Raw genomic sequence first — 17,676 nt, 5'->3', positions numbered from 1 at the left:
GTCTATCGTTTTCAGGCTACCTGGGCCAGAGAGCGAACCCCCTGGAGCTGCAGTTCTTCCGCGTAATGACATGCCACCAGATGGCCAGGTTCGACCATGCGCAAGGGCGGCGTCTCCTGGCTGCACCGGGTTTTGGCATAGCGGCAGCGGGGGTGGAAGTAGCAGCCGCTGGGCGGGTTGGCCGGGTCTGCCACGTCCCCCTCCAACACGATGCGCTGCTTGCGCCGGCGCAGCCGGGGATCTGGCTTGGGCACGGCCGAGAGGAGCGCTTCTGTATAGGGATGCTTGGGTGTGTTGAAGAGCCGTTTCGTTTCTGTCAGCTCCACAATCTTGCCCACGTACATCACCGCCACCCGGTCGCAGATGTATTCGATGACGCTCAGGTCGTGGGAGACGAAGAGGTAGGTCAGGTTGTACTCCGCCTGCAAGTCCTGGAGCAGGTTCAGGATCTGGGCGCGAACGGAGACATCCAGCGCGGAGACGGCTTCATCCGCCACCACCAGCCGGGGATCCAGGGCCAGGGCCCGGGCGATGCCGATGCGCTGACGTTCGCCGCCGCTGAAGGCGTGGGGATAGCGGCGCATGTATTCGGGTCGCAGCCCCACCCGCCGCAGCAGCATGGCCACCCGCTCCTCCAGCTCCTTGCCCGAGGCGATCTTGTTGACTTTCAACGGGTCGCCCACAATGTCCAGCACCGGCATGCGGGGGTTGAGGGACGAAAAGGGATCCTGGAAGATCATGCGGATCTGCTGGCGGTAGGGCTTCAGCTCCTTTTCGGACATGGGCGCCAGGTCCACCACCCGGCCATCGGGACGCCGGTAGAGGATCTGGCCGCCGGTGGGCTTGTACGCCCGCAGGATGCAGCGGCCCGTGGTGGTCTTGCCACAGCCGCTTTCGCCCACCAGGCCCAGGGTTTCTCCTTCCCGGACCACAAAGTTGACGTCATCCACCGCTCTGACGTGGCCCACCACCCGGCGGAAAAAGCCGGCGGTGATGGGGAAGTGCATCTGCAAGTTTTTCACTTCCAGCAGCGCCTGGCCGTCGGAGAAGGCAGGCGCCGCTGCCCCGTTGCTGGTCTGTGTCTCCATGTTCATGTCGTTCTGATGTGACTCCATGTGGTTAGCTGACCTTTGCTTCTGCCTGGTACGTCTGGGCCACGTCCTCGTACAGCAGGCAGCGAACCTCCCGGCCATCGTCCAGCAGGGTGCGAGGCGGTACGAGCCGGTCGCACAGGCCGGGGATCATCTCATCACAGCGAGGATGGAACACGCACCCCTGGGGCCGGTTGTACGGGTCGGGCACCATCCCCCGGATGGAGTCCAGCCGTTCCCGCTTGCCTTCGAGGGTGAAGCCCAGCCTGGGGATGGAGCGTAGCAAAGCCCGGGTATATGGGTGCTGGGGATCGTGGAAGATGGAATCCACATCGGCCCGCTCCACCACCCGGCCCAGGTACATCACGGCCACGTCGTCGGCCATTTCGGCCACCACGCCCAGGTCGTGGGTAATCAGCATGATGGCCATGCCGAACTCTTCCTGCAGCTCCAACAAGAGCTCCAGGATTTGGGCCTGGGTGGTCACATCCACCGCGGTGGTGGGCTCGTCGGCGATGAGCAGGCTGGGGTTGCAGGAGAGGGCCATGGCGATCATCACCCGCTGGCGCATACCGCCGCTCAGTTGGAACGGGTAGTGGTCGAAGCGGTCTGCCGGCCGGGGGATGCCCACCCGCCGCAGCAGCTCGATGGTGCGCTCCCGGGCCTCTTTCTTGTTCATGTCTGTGTGCAAGAGGATGGCCTCGGTGATCTGATCGCCGATGGTGTGGATGGGGCTGAGGGAGGTCATGGGCTCCTGGAAGATCATGGAGATATCCTTGCCCCGGATCTCCCGGATGGCCCGGCTACGGGGATGGAGCGCGGCCAGGTCGATCACCTCGGTGCTGACGCTGCCATTTCGCTCCACCCGGCGGTGGTAACGGATTTCCCCCTCCACGATGCGCCCGGGCGGGTCTACAATCTGGAGGATGGAGCGGGCCGTGACACTTTTGCCGCAGCCACTTTCCCCCACCACGCAGAGGGTTTTGTTGCGGTAGATGTCCAGGTCCACACCATCCACCGCCTGGACGACCCCTTCGTCCAGGAAAAAATAGGTTTTCAAACCGCGAATTTCAATCAAGATGTCGTTTTGTGTATTCATGCTGTGTCCACTTAGACGAATGGCGAGTCTCTGCCGGGATTGACTGGTACACAACGGTGTAAGTAGGCCCATAGTCCGGGGTGGGTGGTAGTGACGTAGGTCACGCATCCTTGCGTGACAGGGGCATAGGAAACGCCCTGGCATCCATGTCCGGCCGGGAGGCCGGACCTACGGTGAGAGTCGTGAATCCGTCTACGCACCTTCTGCTCTCTGGGGCAGTTACACCTCTCGGTACTGGCGGTTCGGTACTAGCGGTTGTACGGATCCGCCGCATCCCGCAGTCCATCGCCCAGGAAGTTCAAGGCCAGGACAGCTACCACCACGGCCAGGCCCGGGATGAGGAGCCAGGGGGCTGTGGCCACCGAGCGGATGTTCTGGGCTTCCTGCATGAGCACGCCCCAACTGACGATGGGTGGCCGCAATCCCAACCCCAGGAAGCTCAGGGAGGTCTCCGCCAGGATCATGCCGGGGATGGCCAGGGTAAGGGAGGCGATGATGTGGCTGAAGAAGGACGGCACCATGTGCTTCCAGATGGTGCGCAACTCGCTGGAGCCGTCCAGCCGGGCAGCCAGCACGAAGTCTTCCGTGCGCAGGGACAGGAAGCGCCCCCGCACCACCCGGGCCAGGCCAGTCCAGCCGATGAAGGAGAGGATGATGGTGATGCCGAAGTAGACCCGCAAGGGCGACCAGTCGGCCGGGAGGGCGGCGGCCAGGCCCATCCACAGGGGGATGGTGGGGATGGAGCGGATGAACTCGATGACCCGCTGGATCAGGTTGTCGATGGCGCCGCCGTAGAAGCCGGAGATGCCGCCCAAAAGGATGCCCAGGACAAAGCTGATGGCCACACCCACCAGACCGATGGACATGGAGATGCGGGTGCCGTAGATGAGCCGGCTGAAGACATCCCGTCCCAGGCGATCTGCCCCCATCAGGTACATGGGCGCGTCCGGGTCCTCGGGGCCGATGAGGTGGATGTCGGTCTCGAAGAGGCCCAAAAGCTTGTAGGGCGCTCCCTTGGCAAAGAGGCGGACGTAATGCTTGGCTTCTTCATCCACCACAAAGGTGCGACGCAGGGCGACAGGATCGATTTCCACTTTGTAGCCGTTGACATGGGGCTTGAAGCGCAGCCCTTCCGGCGTGCGCTCGAAGAGATGCAGCGGCTGGGGCGGTGCGTAGGTATGCCGGGCGCTGAAGGCATCGGGCGGGAAGGGGGCCAGGAACTCCGCGAAGATGGCCACCAGGTAGATGAAGATGGTGACGATGCCGCCCAGCATGGCCAGCCGGTGTTTGCGGAACTTCCACCACATCAATTGCCACTGGGAGGCCACAGAGACGCTGCTCTCCACCGTCTCCGGAGTCTCCGCCGGGGTGGTGGCGGGTGACAGGGGTCTTACATCGGTTGCCATACGAATCTTTTCCTCATGTGCGAATTCGTTTCCGGTCTTTAGCCTACCCGTTCTGGCTTACTCCAACCGGATGCGAGGATCCAGCCATGCCAGTAGCAGGTCCGAAACCAGCGTGCCGATCACCGTGAGCACACTGAGCATCAGGATGAAGCTGCCCGCCAGATACATATCCTGGGACATGAGGGCCCGGATCAACAGGGGACCGGTCGTGGGCAGGCTCAGCACGATGGACGTAATCGCGGCGCCGGAAACCAGGGTGGGCAAGACCCAGCCCACGGTGCTGATGAAGGGGTTGAGGGCCACCCGCACCGGGTACTTGAAGAGGAGCTTCCACTCGGGCAACCCCTTGGCCCGGGCCGTGACCACGTAGGGCTTGCGCAGTTCGTCCAGCAGGTTGGCCCGCATGACCCGGATCAGGCCGGCGGTGCCCGCGGTGCCGATGATGATCACCGGAATCCAGAGGTGGCTCAGCATGTCCACCACTTTGGCCCAGCTCCAGGGCGCGTCCTGATACTCAGGCGAGAAGAGGCCGCCCACGCTTTGGTTGAAATATTTAAAGGCGATGTACATCAGGATCAGGGCCAGCAGGAAGTTGGGGGTGGCCAGGCCAATGAAGCCCAGGAAGGTGGCGATGTAATCGCCGATGGAGTATTGCTTCACGGCCGAATAGATGCCGATGGGAAAGGCCACGATCCAGACAAAGAGCAGGCTGCTCAGGGAGAGTACAAAGGTCAGGGCCAGCCGGCTCCAGATGAGATCCTTGACCGGCATGTTCCAGGCGAAGGACTGGCCGAAGTCTCCCCGCAGGACGATGCCGGAGATCCATTTGTAGTATTGGACGTAGATGGGCTGCCCCAGGCCATAGCGCTCCTTCAACGCCTGCAACGCCGCCGGGTCGATGTCCTCGCCCTGGGAGGCCAGGGAGGCCACCAGGGTGGTCAGGTAGTCGCCAGGCGGCAACTGGATGATGATGAAGGCCACAATGGAAATGGCCAACAGGGTAGGGATCATGTACAGAATGCGTTTGATCAGGAACTGTAACATAATCGTTATCTCCGCTTGACGGACCGGGGATCGGCGCGGTCACGCCGATCCCCTATACTCCAACTGGTTTGCCTCTTCGGCCGGTTTAACCCCGGCGGCCCCGTCACTCGATGAAGTACTGCTCCGGATTGGTGGGTGCCGGAGTGGGATATTGCCACGAGCCGGGCATGGATTCGGGCACATTGTGGAAGTTGTTCTTGACAATGCCATAGCCCGGAGGAGACGAGGAGATGCCGATGACGTAGAACTGATCTTTGGCGATGGCCAGGATCTCCTTCATCAGCTCCAGCTGTTTCTGGTAATCACCCGTGGCCTTGATCTGGTCGTAGAGGGCCATCTGATGTTTGACGATATCCGGCGGCTCCTCCGGCGGCACCAGGGCGCCGACGCCGCTGGGATTCACATACCACGTGTACCAGGCCATGGCATAGGCCGATTCGCTGGTGACCGGCACAAAGTGGCGGGGATCCAGGAAGACCGACGAGGAGCCCCCGGCGCCCCACACGTGGACGTCGAAGTCGTTGGTATCCTTGCGGGTGTAGAGCAGGGAGCGGTCCAGCACGGCCAGCTCGGCGTGGATGCCCAGGTCCTGCCAGTTCTGGACCACCATTTCCGCGATGTCGGAATGGCCAAAGGCCTGGGTCGTCTGGACCACGAAGGAGAAAGGCTCTCCGTCGGGCCCCAGGTAGTACCCATCCGGACCTATCTCGGTGATGCCCGCTTTGGCCAAGTATTCCCGCGCCAGTTCTGGGTCGAACTCAGTATACATCGTATACATCTCTTCGTCATAAAGTTCAGGGATACTGGTCTTGTCCATGGCGTTGTTCATGGGCTCACCCTGACCGACGAAGATGACGTCGATGATCTCCTGCCGGTTGATGGCGTGGGACATGGCGATGCGGAAGTTCTTGTCCTGGAAGATGGCCCGCATGCGGGGATCTTTGTGGTTGAGGTTGAACATCAAGCCCAGGGTGTTGCCGCCGCTGCGGGTCTCGAAGAAGCGATAGTTGCCCGCCTCCATGTTGTCCGCCAGCACGGCCTTGTTGTCGTTGGTGTTGAAGTGGCGGGCCATCATGTCGATTTCGCCGTTCAACACCTTGAGCAACAGAACCTCCCGGTCCTCCAGCACGTCGTAGACCACCCGGTCGATGTACGGGAGCTGATTGCCTTCCGGGTCCACTTTCCAGTAGTAGGGGTTGCGTTCCGCCACCACCTGGGTGCCCGCACCATAGGCGGTGGTCAGCCGCCACGCCTTGAGGGTGGGCAGCTCGCTGTTCTGCCAGCGGGCATCGTAGGGGGTGCCGGGCACGCCATCACACTTGAGCTGGAAAAGGTTCACCCAGTCGGTGGCGCCGGCTTCCTGGATCAGGGCGTCGATGCCATCCGGGTTGTAGCGGGCGTGGAACTGCTGGCAGTAGTGCTTGGGATAGCGGGTTGGCGTGTCGCCGGAAGGGGTGGCCAGGTTCTGGAGGAGCAGGCCATTGGGGACCGGGAACTTGAAGACCACCGTGTAGTCGTCCACCTTTTCCACGCTGGGGTCGGCATCGCCCACCTTCATCCACGAAGGCGGTCCGCCGGGCGAAAGCTCAGCGTTCATGGCGATGTCTTCCCACCAGAAGACAATGTCGTCGGCGGTGAAGGGTTCACCGTCGGACCATTTCATGCCTTCCCGCAGGTAGAAGGTGTATTCGCTGGCGTCCTCATTGGGAACCACTTCCTTGGCAATATTGGGCTCTACCGTTGTCCACTGGCGGTCCCACCGCACCAGATGGTCATAGCTGATGGTACGGACCAGCCAGGCATTGTCCTGGCCGCCCATCAGGGCGGTGCGCCAGGTGCCTCCGTACTTGCCGATGCGTTCCACCGGCTCCACCACCAGGGGCTCCTTCGGCAGCCGCTCGGACAGTGGGGGGAGCTCGCCGGCGGCCACCAGTTCCTGCAACATGGGCGCTTCGTGGGGATTGCCCACAGCGGCTGTGGCTGCCTCCTGTTGCCCGGCATCGGCCGGAGCCGACGCCGCGTCGCCTGGGGGTTGGGCTGCGTCGCTGCCCGGGGGAGCGGGCGCGCCGCAGGCAGCCAAAAGGGCGATGAGGCCGAGCATGGTGACTACCAGGCCAACGTGACGGCTCCACCCTCGGCTGATTTTTTTCATGGCACCACCTCCTTCAGTTTCCTTTTTCATACAACCTACCATGTCGCCGGTGGCAGCCCTCCGGCTGGGGCAGACAGTCCGTCCACGCCAGCCGGAGGGTGTATGCCCTGGGGCGCCCGTTGCCCTTGTTCAGGTCAGGACGGGACGCCGGGCCAGCCCGCTACTGCTCAATCCAGTACTGTTCCGGGTTGGTAGGGCCGGGGTTCGGATAGAGCCAGGAGCCGGGCATGGACTCGGGCACGTTGTGGAAGTTGTTGCGCACGATGCCGTAGCCAGGCGCAGGCAGGCTGATGCCGATGGCGTAGAACTCGTCCGCCGCGATCTCCAGGATCTGCCGCATGAGCTCGGCCTGCTTGTCCGCATCACCCGTGGCCTTCAGCTGGTCGTAGAGTTCCATCTGCTTCTTGGGGCCGGCCGGCGGCTCCTCGGGCGGGGTCAGCGCACCCTCGCCAGTGGGGTTGTTGTACCAGCTCTGCCAGGCCTCCGCATAGAGGGACTCGCTGCTGAAGGGGAAGTACCAGCGGGGCTCCAGGATCACATCCAGGCCGCCATCACCGCCCCACACAGCCGCGTCGTGCTCGTTGGAGTCCTTGCGGGTGTACATGAGGGAGCGGTCCATGGTCTTGATCTGGAGCTCGATGCCCACGGCCGCCCAGTAGCCTTTGACCAGCTCCAGCGCGTCGATGCGGTCCTGCTGGGTGGCGGTCACATCCACGGCGATGGCGAAGGGTTGGCCATCCGGGCCCAGGCGCATGCCGTTGGCATCCTTGTCGGGCAGGACCTTGTCCAGGTACTCGTTGGCCAGGTCCACGTCATATTCCGTGTACTGCTTGGCCAGCCGCTCGTTGTAGAAGGGCGAGGTGGGGCGTGGCGCGAGCTGCCACGGTTCGCCCTGGCCCACGTAGACCACGTCGATGATCTCCTGCCGGTTGATGGCGTGGGAGAGGCCGATGCGGAAGTCCTTGTTCTGGTAGATCTCCCGCTTCATCGGATCCTTGTGGGTCAGGTTCAGCGCGATGATCATGGTGTTCATGCTGGAGGGGATGGTGTCGTAGAAGTGGTAGCCGCCGGCCTCCATGTTGTCGGCGAAGACGGCCTTGTTGGCCAGGGTGCCGATGTGGCGGTCCTGCATGTCGATCTCGCCGTTGAGGGCCTTGAGCACCAGCACTTCCACGTCCTCACCCACTTCGTAGACCACCTTGTCGATGTAGGGCAACTGGCGGCCTTCGGGGTCCACCTTCCAGTAGTAGGGGTTGCGTTCCGCCACCACCTGGGTGCCCGCGCCGTAGGGCGTGGTCAGGATCCAGCCGTTGAGGGTGGGCAGGTCGCCGTTCTGCCAGCGGGCATCGTAGGGGGTGCCGGGCACGCCGGAGCACTTGAGCTGGAAGAGGTTCACCCAGTCGTTGGCGCCGGCCTCCTGGATCAGGGCGTCCAGGTTGTCGCTGTTAAACTCCCGGTGGAACTGCTGGCAGTAGTGCTGGGGGTAGCGGGTGGCGTCCGCGCCGGAGGGGGTGGCCAGGCGCTGGAGGAAGAGGCCATTGGGTGTCTTGAAGGTGAAGCGAACGGTGTAGTCGTCCACTTTCTCCACGTTGCCCGGCTCGCCGCCGGTGACCATCCAGGAGGGCGGGCCGCCGGGGTTCAGTTCGCTGTTGGTGGCCACGTGATCCCACCAGAAGACCAGGTCGTCGGCGGTGAAGGGCTCGCCGTCGGACCACTTCATGCCTTCCCGCAGGTGGAAGATGAACTCGGTGGCGTCTTCATTGGCCTCGTAGGCGGAGGCGATGTTGGGCTCGATGCCGGTCCAGTCGGGCGTCCAGCGCACCAGGTGTTCATAGGCGATGGTGCGCACCAGCAGGGCGTTGTCCTGGCCGCCCCGCAGGCCCATGCGCCAGGTACCGCCGTACTGGCCCAGGCTTTCCACCGGCTGTACCACTTTGGGGTCGGCCGGGAGGCGCTCCTCCAGGGGAGGCAGCTCACCGGCGGCGACCTTTTCGGCCAGGATGGGGGCTTCTTTCTGGTCGGTGGCGACTGCCGGCGCTTCCTGGGGGGCGGCCGGTGCCGCTTCCTGCTGGCCTTGCGGTTGGGCCTGCTCCGCCGGTGCTGACTCCTGGGGTGTCCCAGCCGGCGCGCCACAGGCGGCCACCAGGCCGACCAGGAGGAGCACGGCCAGCGTGCGGAACAGCCACTTCATGGATGGTTGGTTCATATGCGTATTCCCCTTTCGAAAGTAAATTAAAGAGCTACCTGAAACAGATTGAAGTGTTACCTGGCGGCAACCGTCGTGTGACCTTCTGTCTTTAACCGGTCGTCAAACGGTCGTCGTTGCGGTAAGTGGAAAGCGGTAGCATGCCCCCCCTTTTTTTCGTGTAGCCCGACAGAGGGCAGCCGGTGGGCTCCCCCGAGGGCAGAACGGGTGGAGTCGGCGCAGATATCGGCTGGCCTGACGGGCTCTCCGTCAGACAGGATGACAGCGAAGTTGTCTGGACGACGTTGGGCCTAATCAATCGGCCGGTGGGTGTCTGTTGTGTGAGTCGATGTTTGTTTGGGCGTTGAACTATGGTACGGGCAAGTGTGCTTCGATTATATATGATATAGTGGAAATCACCAAACGACTTTTCAACCTTGCCAACCCCATTGACGCCCCCGGCTACCAACTGCCCCTCAGGCAGAATCCAGGTCGATGGCCACCACCTCCAGATCCAGCACGGATGGCACCTCCACTCGCACCACACCCTGCCCTTCTTCCCAGGAGGCCGGGCCCGGGGTGTTCAACAACTGGACCCGACGGGGTCGGGTCCCCACGGGCAGACGCACCGTCACCACCTGGCGACCCACCGGCAGGAGCTCTCGGGCCGGCCCCTTCATCATCATGGGGTTGGTCAGATTGACCAGATGGACCGTCATGGATGCTTCCTGCCGCCACACGGTGACATCCAGCACGCCGGGCCCTTCCACCGTCACCACCGGCGGCTCGTCGGTGGCCCAGCGCACCGCGTTGGCCAGCAGCCGGCCGTGGTCCACGCACAGCACCTCCCAGAAGATGCGGTCGATGTCCCAGGGGAAATAGACCACCCGTCCACCCGCCGTCTCCCGCAGGTAGACTTCCGGCACCTCGGTCCGTTCCACCCGGGGATAGACGGCCTCCATGGGCAGGTCGGGGTAGGAGGGGATGAGGGTGAGGGGCGCGTGGGCCAGGGGGGCTGTGGCCTGGACCGGCAGCCGGTACGCGCCGTGGATGATGCGAGGGGCGTCCTCCAGGCCGGCCAAGAGGGGGTGGATGCGGCCGTCGGCCTCCCGTTCCAGCCGCAGGTAGGCGTTGCGCATGGGACCTTCCACCTTGCCCGCCGCCTGCACGCCGAAGAGATGTCCCAGGCCCAGGTCCGGCCGCAATTCGCCCCACTGGTTGTAGCGAGAGGTTTCAAAGGTGGCCACCAGGCTGCCGCCCCGGGCCACAAATTCACTGAGCTGGCGGCATTGATGGTCCGAAAGGGCCGCGATGTTGGGCAGGATCAGGGTGCGGTAGCGGTCCACGTGCTCTGCATCCAGCAGGCCATCGTGGACCATTTCGAAGGGGATGCGGGCCTCCACCAGCGCCTGATACCAGCCCAGGATGGGCGTCTCCACCCATTCATAGGCCTCCTGGCCGCCGTAGAATTGGGCCGTCTGTTGGGAGTAGACCAGGGCAACCCGGGCCAGGGGCGCCTGGTTGCGCAGGTAGCGTTCGTGTCGGTGGTGCCAGCCGTACAGCTCTTCCACCACCTGGAGCCAGCGGGGATCGTAGACTGAACCGGCGAATTTGGTGAACCAGGGGCGCAGGCCATTGGCGATGCCATCCAGCACCCAGAGGCGGATCTCCGCCGGGCTTTGGACGGAATCCTTCCAGCGGTACTTTTCCTCCACCCCCACGCTGAAGATGCCGCCGATGGGCTTGTTGCCCAGGGTGGCCCGATACTCCTTGGCATTCTTGCCGTTGGCCCAGGGGGCCATCAGCCCGTGGCGAGCCTGGCGGTCGGCAAAGAGGGTGTCCGACAGCTCGCCGATGGTCTTCATGTCCAGGCTGCTGAGCGCGCCGCCCCCGGAATTGGCGATGAAGCGGGCTCGGGGATTGATGGCCCGGATTTCCCCGTCCCACAGACGCCACAGCTGGAAGAGCCGCTCCTGGCGCCAGCCCAGGTAGGCGCGCCAGGCCGGATCGCGCGGGTCCTGGCTGCGGGGCAGATCCAGGCCATGGCGCTCCCGGAACAGGCGACGGCAGCTGGCACAGTAGCAGATGCCGTGACCTGTCCAGCGGTTGCTGAAGATGCCGTCCACCTGGTAGCGGGAGACGATTTCCCGGTGTACCTCGGTCATGAACTCGAAGTTGTAGGGGCCCAGGGCACAGGTCACCCACAGCTCCGGCGACGCCCAATGGCGGCGGGGCTGCCCGTCCACGTCTACGGCCACCCATTCGGGATGGGCTTCGTATGCGTCCTGGTGGATGGCGTGGGGGTCGGTGCGCGCGATGACCACCATGTCCATGGCCCGGCAGCCGGCCAGCAGCTCGCCGAATGGGTCGCTGTCTCCCATCCAGGGAGAGCGGTAGTGGAAGGGGATTTGGGTGGGGTAGTAGGCCACGCAGCCACCTGCGCTCAGGCAGGCGGCGTCGGCGTGGACCCGCCGAAAGTAGTCCAGCCAGAAGTGGGGATCGTAGTTCCCCGGGTCGTTCTCCACCAGGGTCAGCTGGGCCCACCGCATGGGCCGGTCGAACCAGTCGGCGTTCCCGTGGCTGTGATTGGAATCGGCCACCATGGTGCTCCTTTCCTGATAGGCGGCGGATCTGCTTGTCAGGAGGCCAGCCGCAGCACCGTCACGTCCCGGGCCGGCGCGGTGAGTTCCACCGTCCGTCCCGTCACGGCAGCTGGCGCACCCCACAAGGTCTCGCTCCCCTGGAAGGGTCCCCACGCCGGGCTCAGGGACAGGCGGACCGGTCGCTCCTGGCGGGTGGGGTTGGCCACCCACAGGTAGGTGCCGCCCTCGCCGTGGTGCAGCCGGGCTTTCACCTGGGGATCGCTGCTGCGGATGTGTTGCGCCTTGCCGGCAAAGGCCAGGCAATCGGCGAAGAAGGGAGCCGAGCCGTTGCCAGGGTGTCGGCCATGCCCGGCCCCCACCATGGTTCCCACCAGGCGGGTTTTGCCCTGGCCGTAGCGGTGTTCGACCGCGGCCACCTGCCCATCGGCGTACCAGCCCACGGCGGTGCCGGTGGTGGGCCGGTAGGCCTGCAGGAAAATCCCACCCCAAACTGGAATGCCGTTGAAGTTGAAACGCAGATCGTCCAGCAGGTCCGGCGTGAACTCCACGTAGCTCTCCTGGCAACCGAAGAGCTCGTCCAGCCCGAAATTGGGCTGGTGGGGGCCCACATGGCCCCGGTCGCCGAAGTAGGCCGGGCACCCTTCGGCCACCAGGGTGCCGCCGGCCGCCACCCACTCTTTGAGCCGCTGTGCGACGGCCTGGGGCAGCATCACCGGGAAGGGCAGGTAGAGGAAGTCGTAGCTGTCGATGTCGTCGATGTGCACCCAGTCGGCCTGGATGTTGTTGTCGAAAAAGCCCTGGTACGCGCCCTGCATGGAGCGAGCGTAGAAGTCGGTGCTCTCCTGTTGGGCATAGGTGAAGAGTTGGGTCTCCGGCACATAGACGATGCCCACCTCGCCCTGGACGGGGCGGGAGCGCCATAGCTCGTCCTGGGCAGTGGCCCAGCGGCCGATGCGGCTCACCATCTCGGAGCGGGGCGTGCGGGATCCATCCATGCCGTAGGCGCCAAAGGCGCCGAACAGGGGGCCGTCCAGTAGCGGACGCCAGCGCAGGTAGTACATGCCCGTGGCCCCCAACATGAAGCTCACCAGGTCCCAGTAGCGGATGTCTTCCGGCTGGGCGATGCGGCCCTGGTCCCGTGGTTTGCCGATCACTTGGGGCTGCATCCAGAGCGGCCCGGCGTAGGTCTCTGCGTGCCAGAAACGTTTGCCCCGAGACGCCGCGCGCACCAGGTCCACCGCGTGGAACTGTTTCCAGGGCTCATCGCCATGGCGTGAAGAGCCCCACGTGTAGCCGTAGCTGTCCACCTGGGCCGCGGCCCGCCAGTCGTCGGCGCCCCGGGGGGCCATGACCGTCAGGCTGCCCACGATGCCATGGGCGGTGATGGGGTGCACCGGGTCGAGCTGGCGGATCAGGTCGACCTTCCAGGCCATGAGGCGGTAGGCGTTGTCGATACGAAATTGGAGCCAGTCCAGCACATGGGGGTAGGGGCCCAGGTGGCGAGGCGGGGAGACATCTTCCCACGCTGCGAAGCTGTGGCGGTGCCAGGCTTCGCCCAGGGCGCGCAGGTCGCCGTACTTCTCCTGCAGCCAGGCGCGGAAGGCGGCAGCCGTGGCCGGGCAGTAGCAGAGCTCCTCGCCGAAGTTGCACTCGTTCCAGACATCGTAGCCGCCCAGCCCGGGGTGATCCTTGTAGCGGTTGACCAGGGTGTGCAGAAAGCTGGCCACCAGCTCTCGATAATCTTCGTTGTCCAGGCAAAGGCCTGGGAAGCCGCCCGTGACACAGCTGCCGCTCATCCGGCTTTCCACCGGCTGCCCTTCGCGCGTCTGGTAGCGGGCATGGGCGTACCGTCGAAAGGCCCACTCGGGCGCCGCCATGGAGAATTCGGCGATGATGGTCTTCATGCCGTGTTGGGCGGCCAGGTCCAGCTGACGGTCGTAGTCGGACCAGTCGAAGACGCCCGGTTCCACCTCCACGGCGGACCAGAGGAACCAGTGGCGGAAGCTATTCATCCCATCTTCCGAGGCAGTGCGGTAGTCCCGTTCCCAATCTTCCCGGGGGGGATTGGACTTGCGGAAATAGACGGCTCCGTAGGGAAAACGGGGCAAGGGCGGGGTGGTCATGTGCTCCTCCTTTGGCGGATGGACGGTCAAGGGCTACAGGGAGCACCTTGGCCGCATGTTCAGTGTGATTGATGTTCCGTGTGAATGTGGTGGTTGCAGGGAACTTAAGGAGGTTTTCCCTAGTGTACATCGATTTCTGCGCGAGGGAGAAATTGGCCCTGGCACGGAAGCCGCCCCATTGGGGAGCTCTGCATGAGACCGTGGCATGAGATCGTGGCCGGCCTTGGGGCCGATGATTTCAATCATCGGCTGGCACACCCCAGGTGCGTTAAAACGCACTCCACGGCACGGATGGCACCTGGCTTGAATCCGCTTTGAACGGATTTGCTGCCCCAGCGAGACCTTCCCCCGTCTCGTCATCTGTGGATGGACGTACTACCGCCCACTAGCCTATCCCCAGGTAGCGGTGATACAATGGAGCCCAGTTCTAGCCATTTCCCATCCCCTTTCCCCAATTGGAGGCCCCATGATCCGAACCGGCGTGGCCTATATGGGTCATCACAACCCCAAACACCTGGCGACCGATCTGCGCGCCATGCAGGAGTTACAACTCGACGACGTGTTGGTCTGCCTGCAGGAGAACGACTTCGTCCATTTCACCGGCAAGGTGCACTTCACCCCCTCCATCGCCCGGGAAGCCGGGCTGCGTCCCCTGGCTATCTTCTGGGGCGCGCTGAACCTCTTTGGCGGCGGCCGCTCCAGCCAGTTTTTGCTGGAACACCCCGAGTGCTTCCAGGTGGGGCGCGACGGCAGCCACCGGCCGGCTGGCTGCTACGTGAATCCCACGTCGGTGGCCCGCATCCAGGAGATGATCGACATCATCGCCCAGGCGGGCTATGCCGGCTACTTCGTGGACGAGCCCACCCCCCTGCGGGCGTGCTACTGTCCCGCCTGTCGGGAGAAGTTTGCCACCCTCTACGACGGGGCAGAGCTGGCCGCCGCCCCCGAGCCCTTACAGGAGGAGTTTCGCCAGCGCTGCGTCGTCGACTATGTGCGCACCATCGCCGCTTACTGCAAGGCGCACCATCCCCACCTGGAGACCCTCTGTTGTCTGATGCCGGTGGACCGGGCCATGTGGGCCGCGGCCGCGGCCATCGACAGCCTGGACAACATCGGCACCGACATCTACTGGGTCAACAACGATCGACCCCTGGACGAGATGACGCCCCTGCTGCAGGAGATGACGGATGTGACCCGACAGCATGGCAAAGTCCACCACGAATGGCTCCAGTGCTGGCGGGTGCAGGCTGGCCGGGAGCCGCGCATCTTCGACCAGGGCCAGCGGCTGGTTCAGGCCCGGCCCGACGCCATCTATGTCTGGGCGTGGGAGGGCCAGATCGGCACCACCGAAGCCTGCGAAGATCCCGCCGCGGCGTGGGGGCAGGTGTGTCGGGTCCTCCGCCTGGCAAAGGCCGACTGACGGAGCCCGCCATGTTCAACGTCTGCATCAACTGTGGCCAGTACCGGGCGGACAAGGTGGTGGATCCGGCCGGGCCCGACGCCATCTGCCCCGAATGTGGCCACCGCCACCCCTTCCTGCAGCAACCCCTGTTCGTGCTGGGCGGCGCGTCCGGCAGCGGCAAGTCGACCCTCGTCGCCGCTTTGGTCCACACGCTTCCCCAGGTGGTGGTGCTGGATTCGGACATCCTCTGGATGGATGAGTTCGCCGCGCCGGAACAGTGGCCCAAGTACACCAACCTCTGGCTGCGGCTGTGCAAGAACATCGGCCAGTCGGGGCGGCCCGTCTTGCTGGCCGGCGCGGGCCTGGCCGTGCCCGCCAATCTCACCGCCTGTGTGGAAGCCCGCTACTTTTCGGCGCTGCACATCCTGGCCCTGGTCTGTGACGACCAGGTGCTGGCCGAGCGGCTGCGGGCACGGCCAGACTGGCGTAACTGTAGCAATGCCCCCTTCATCGACCAACAGGTGGCCTTCAACCGCTGGCTCCGTCAGGAAGGTCCCCGGCAGACTCCGCCCGTCCGCCTGTTGGACACCACCGACCGCCCGGTGGCTGCCTGTGCCGCAGAGATCCGCCGCTGGGTGGTTGGAACGTTAGAACGTTCCAACGGTTCAACGACTTGAGGAAACCCCATGATTGACCATACCGTTGACTTCTGCCGCCACCTTGGGGCGGCGCCCTCTCCCTTCGAGTTTGACACCACAATTTGACATCACGGCAACCAGGCTGCTAGACTGAAAGGGTCATACCGGTATCGGCATCCGGGTTCAAACATATCGGCCGGAGGAGCCTGGCGGTTTCCTCCGGTGGTCGTTTGAGCCTCCGCACCATACCAACCGAACCTGTTGTTCATACCCGTTGGGGGAGCCTGGTCACAGGCTGAGAGGACCATTGCATGGTCGACCCCATGAACCTGATCTGGGTAATGCCAGCGCAGGGAAACGGATTCGCTTTGGAGAAGGCGACGCCACCCTGCGGGGTGGCGTTTTTCGTTGCCCCGTACCTGAAGAGCCCCTTGCCTTCCTCCAACGCCGTTCGGGCCACCTTCCGCCTGGACAACCGGGGCAGGTGCCCGACTCCCTGAACGCTGCTACCTGGAGCATGAACAGCAACATGAATGCACAGGAAAGGAGCAGCGTCAATGGAATCACAACAAACCGTGGGACGCACCTTTTTGCCCAAACTCCAGGCACCTCCGGAGTGGGGCATCCGTCCCGTCACCCCCGACTTCCGCATTCTCCGTTTTCTGGACTTCTTCGTGCTCTGGTCCAGCCTGGGGGTAGGACTGCTGGTGCTGGAGGCCGGAGCGCTGCTGGTGCCGGGCCTGAGCCTGGGCCAGGCCTTGCTGGCCATCGGGCTGGGCACCCTGTTGGGGAACCTCCTGCTGGCCTTGACCGGCGTGGCCGGCAGCGACCACGCCGTGCCCACCATGGTCCTGCTACGGCCGGTGCTGGGCACCCGGGGCTCCTACCTGCCCAGCCTCCTCAACCTCATCCAGCTCATCGGTTGGACTGCGTTCGAGTTCTGGGTCATGGCCCTGGCCGCCGAGCGCATTAGCCTGGCCCTGTGGGGGGTCTCGGGCTATGGCGTGTGGCTGGTGATCTTCGCCGCCTGGTGCATCCTGCTGGCCCTGGGCGGGCCGCTGGTGGTGGTTCGGGAGTGGCTGGAGAAGTTCGGCGTCTGGCTGGTCTACGGCGTCACCCTGTGGATGACCTACGCCCTCTTCACCCAGTACGACCTGGGGGCGCTGTGGCGGCAGCCGGGCACCGGCGACATGCCCTTCTGGCTGGGCGTGGACCTGGTGGTGGCCATGCCCATCTCCTGGCTGCCCCTGGTCTGCGACTTCACCCGCTTTGCCCGCAGCTCCCGGGGCTCCTTCTGGGGAACCTTCCTGGGCTACGGCCTGGCCAACATCTGGTTCTATGGGCTGGGCGCGCTCTTTATCCTCACCCTGCAGGTGAGCGAGCCCACGCCAGAACACCTGGCCACGGCCATCATGGCCCTCACCGGCGGCGCGCTGGCCCTGCTGGTCATCCTGGTGGATGAAACGGACAACGCCTTCGCGGACATCTACTCCGCGGCGGTGACCATTCAAAACGTCTTCCCCCAGGTGAGCCAGCGGCTGCTGGTGGTGATCATCGGCCTGGTCTCCCTGGGCCTGGCCGCCTTCCTGACCATGGGCCGCTACTTCGACTTCCTGCTCCTTATCGGGTCGGTCTTCGTGCCCCTCTTCGGCATCCTGGCGGCGGACTACTTTGTGGTGCGCGGGCGGCGGCTGCAGGTGGACGCCCTCTACCGGCAGGAAGGGCCGTACTGGTATCGGGGTGGCGTCAACTGGTTGGGCGTGGGCGCCTGGCTGGTAGGCGTGGTGGTCTATCACGCCATCGCCCGGGGACTGCCCTGGCTGGGCGCATCCATCCCCGGCTTTGCCGTGGCCTTCCTGCTCTATCTGCTCCTGGCCCGGCTGGCCGGTCCCCATCTCGGGCGGGAATAGAAAAACGGAAATAGAAAAAGAGG

Annotated in this window: 11 protein-coding genes and 1 riboswitch; of the genes, 3 read left to right on the top strand and 8 right to left on the bottom strand. The window is 64.3% G+C overall.

The window, feature by feature from the left end; genetic code table 11:
• Window positions 1-11: 11 nt before the first annotated feature.
• The 8 genes from FKZ61_RS11375 to FKZ61_RS11340 all read right to left on the bottom strand — a co-directional run bounded on the left by FKZ61_RS11375 (window position 12) and on the right by FKZ61_RS11340 (window position 13,703).
• Window positions 12-1,088, bottom strand: coding sequence for an ABC transporter ATP-binding protein (locus FKZ61_RS11375; protein ID WP_141610236.1), 1,077 nt, complete (start codon window positions 1,086-1,088; stop codon window positions 12-14).
• A gap of 31 nt (window positions 1,089-1,119) precedes the next feature.
• The gene (locus FKZ61_RS11370; RefSeq protein ID WP_141610235.1) at window positions 1,120-2,190 is read right to left on the bottom strand and encodes an ABC transporter ATP-binding protein; all 1,071 of its coding nucleotides are present in this window, start codon (window positions 2,188-2,190) and stop codon (window positions 1,120-1,122) included.
• Window positions 2,191-2,438: 248 nt separating this feature from the next.
• Entirely contained in the window at window positions 2,439-3,596 is a 1,158-nt protein-coding gene (locus tag FKZ61_RS11365; protein WP_141610234.1) for an ABC transporter permease, read from the bottom strand.
• A 57-nt stretch (window positions 3,597-3,653) separates the two neighbouring features.
• The gene (locus FKZ61_RS11360; protein WP_141610233.1) at window positions 3,654-4,640 is read right to left on the bottom strand and encodes an ABC transporter permease; all 987 of its coding nucleotides are present in this window, start codon (window positions 4,638-4,640) and stop codon (window positions 3,654-3,656) included.
• Between the two features lie 103 nt (window positions 4,641-4,743).
• Entirely contained in the window at window positions 4,744-6,792 is a 2,049-nt protein-coding gene (locus FKZ61_RS11355; RefSeq protein ID WP_170199592.1) for an ABC transporter substrate-binding protein, read from the bottom strand.
• A 160-nt stretch (window positions 6,793-6,952) separates the two neighbouring features.
• Complete coding sequence (locus FKZ61_RS11350; RefSeq protein WP_141610231.1) at window positions 6,953-8,998, bottom strand: ABC transporter substrate-binding protein; 2,046 nt, start codon at window positions 8,996-8,998, stop codon at window positions 6,953-6,955.
• A gap of 455 nt (window positions 8,999-9,453) precedes the next feature.
• Window positions 9,454-11,580, bottom strand: a complete 2,127-nt coding sequence (locus tag FKZ61_RS11345; protein ID WP_229964214.1) for an alpha-amylase family protein — start codon at window positions 11,578-11,580, stop codon at window positions 9,454-9,456.
• Between the two features lie 35 nt (window positions 11,581-11,615).
• Window positions 11,616-13,703: a beta-galactosidase gene (locus FKZ61_RS11340; protein WP_141610230.1), complete on the bottom strand. Its 2,088-nt coding sequence runs from the start codon at window positions 13,701-13,703 to the stop codon at window positions 11,616-11,618.
• A 466-nt stretch (window positions 13,704-14,169) separates the two neighbouring features.
• Between FKZ61_RS11340 and FKZ61_RS11335 the strand changes: the two genes are divergently transcribed.
• From FKZ61_RS11335 to cytX, 3 genes are all read left to right on the top strand, one after another.
• Window positions 14,170-15,123 carry a hypothetical protein gene (locus FKZ61_RS11335; RefSeq protein WP_170199590.1) on the top strand — a complete coding sequence of 318 codons (954 nt, stop codon included), beginning with the start codon at window positions 14,170-14,172 and terminating at the stop codon, window positions 15,121-15,123.
• Between the two features lie 11 nt (window positions 15,124-15,134).
• A complete protein-coding gene (locus FKZ61_RS11330; RefSeq protein ID WP_170199588.1) occupies window positions 15,135-15,782 on the top strand; it encodes an AAA family ATPase in 648 nt (215 codons plus the stop codon).
• Window positions 15,783-16,009: 227 nt separating this feature from the next.
• Window positions 16,010-16,116, top strand: a riboswitch (TPP riboswitch).
• A 184-nt stretch (window positions 16,117-16,300) separates the two neighbouring features.
• Complete coding sequence (gene cytX, locus FKZ61_RS11325; protein WP_141610229.1) at window positions 16,301-17,653, top strand: putative hydroxymethylpyrimidine transporter CytX; 1,353 nt, start codon at window positions 16,301-16,303, stop codon at window positions 17,651-17,653.
• The last annotated feature ends 23 nt before the right edge of the window (window positions 17,654-17,676 follow it).

Source organism: Litorilinea aerophila, from assembly GCF_006569185.2.
Taxonomy (GTDB): domain Bacteria; phylum Chloroflexota; class Anaerolineae; order Caldilineales; family Caldilineaceae; genus Litorilinea; species Litorilinea aerophila.
The sequence above is the reverse complement of the archived record's forward strand: the minus strand, read 5'-3'. Positions and strand labels throughout refer to the sequence as shown.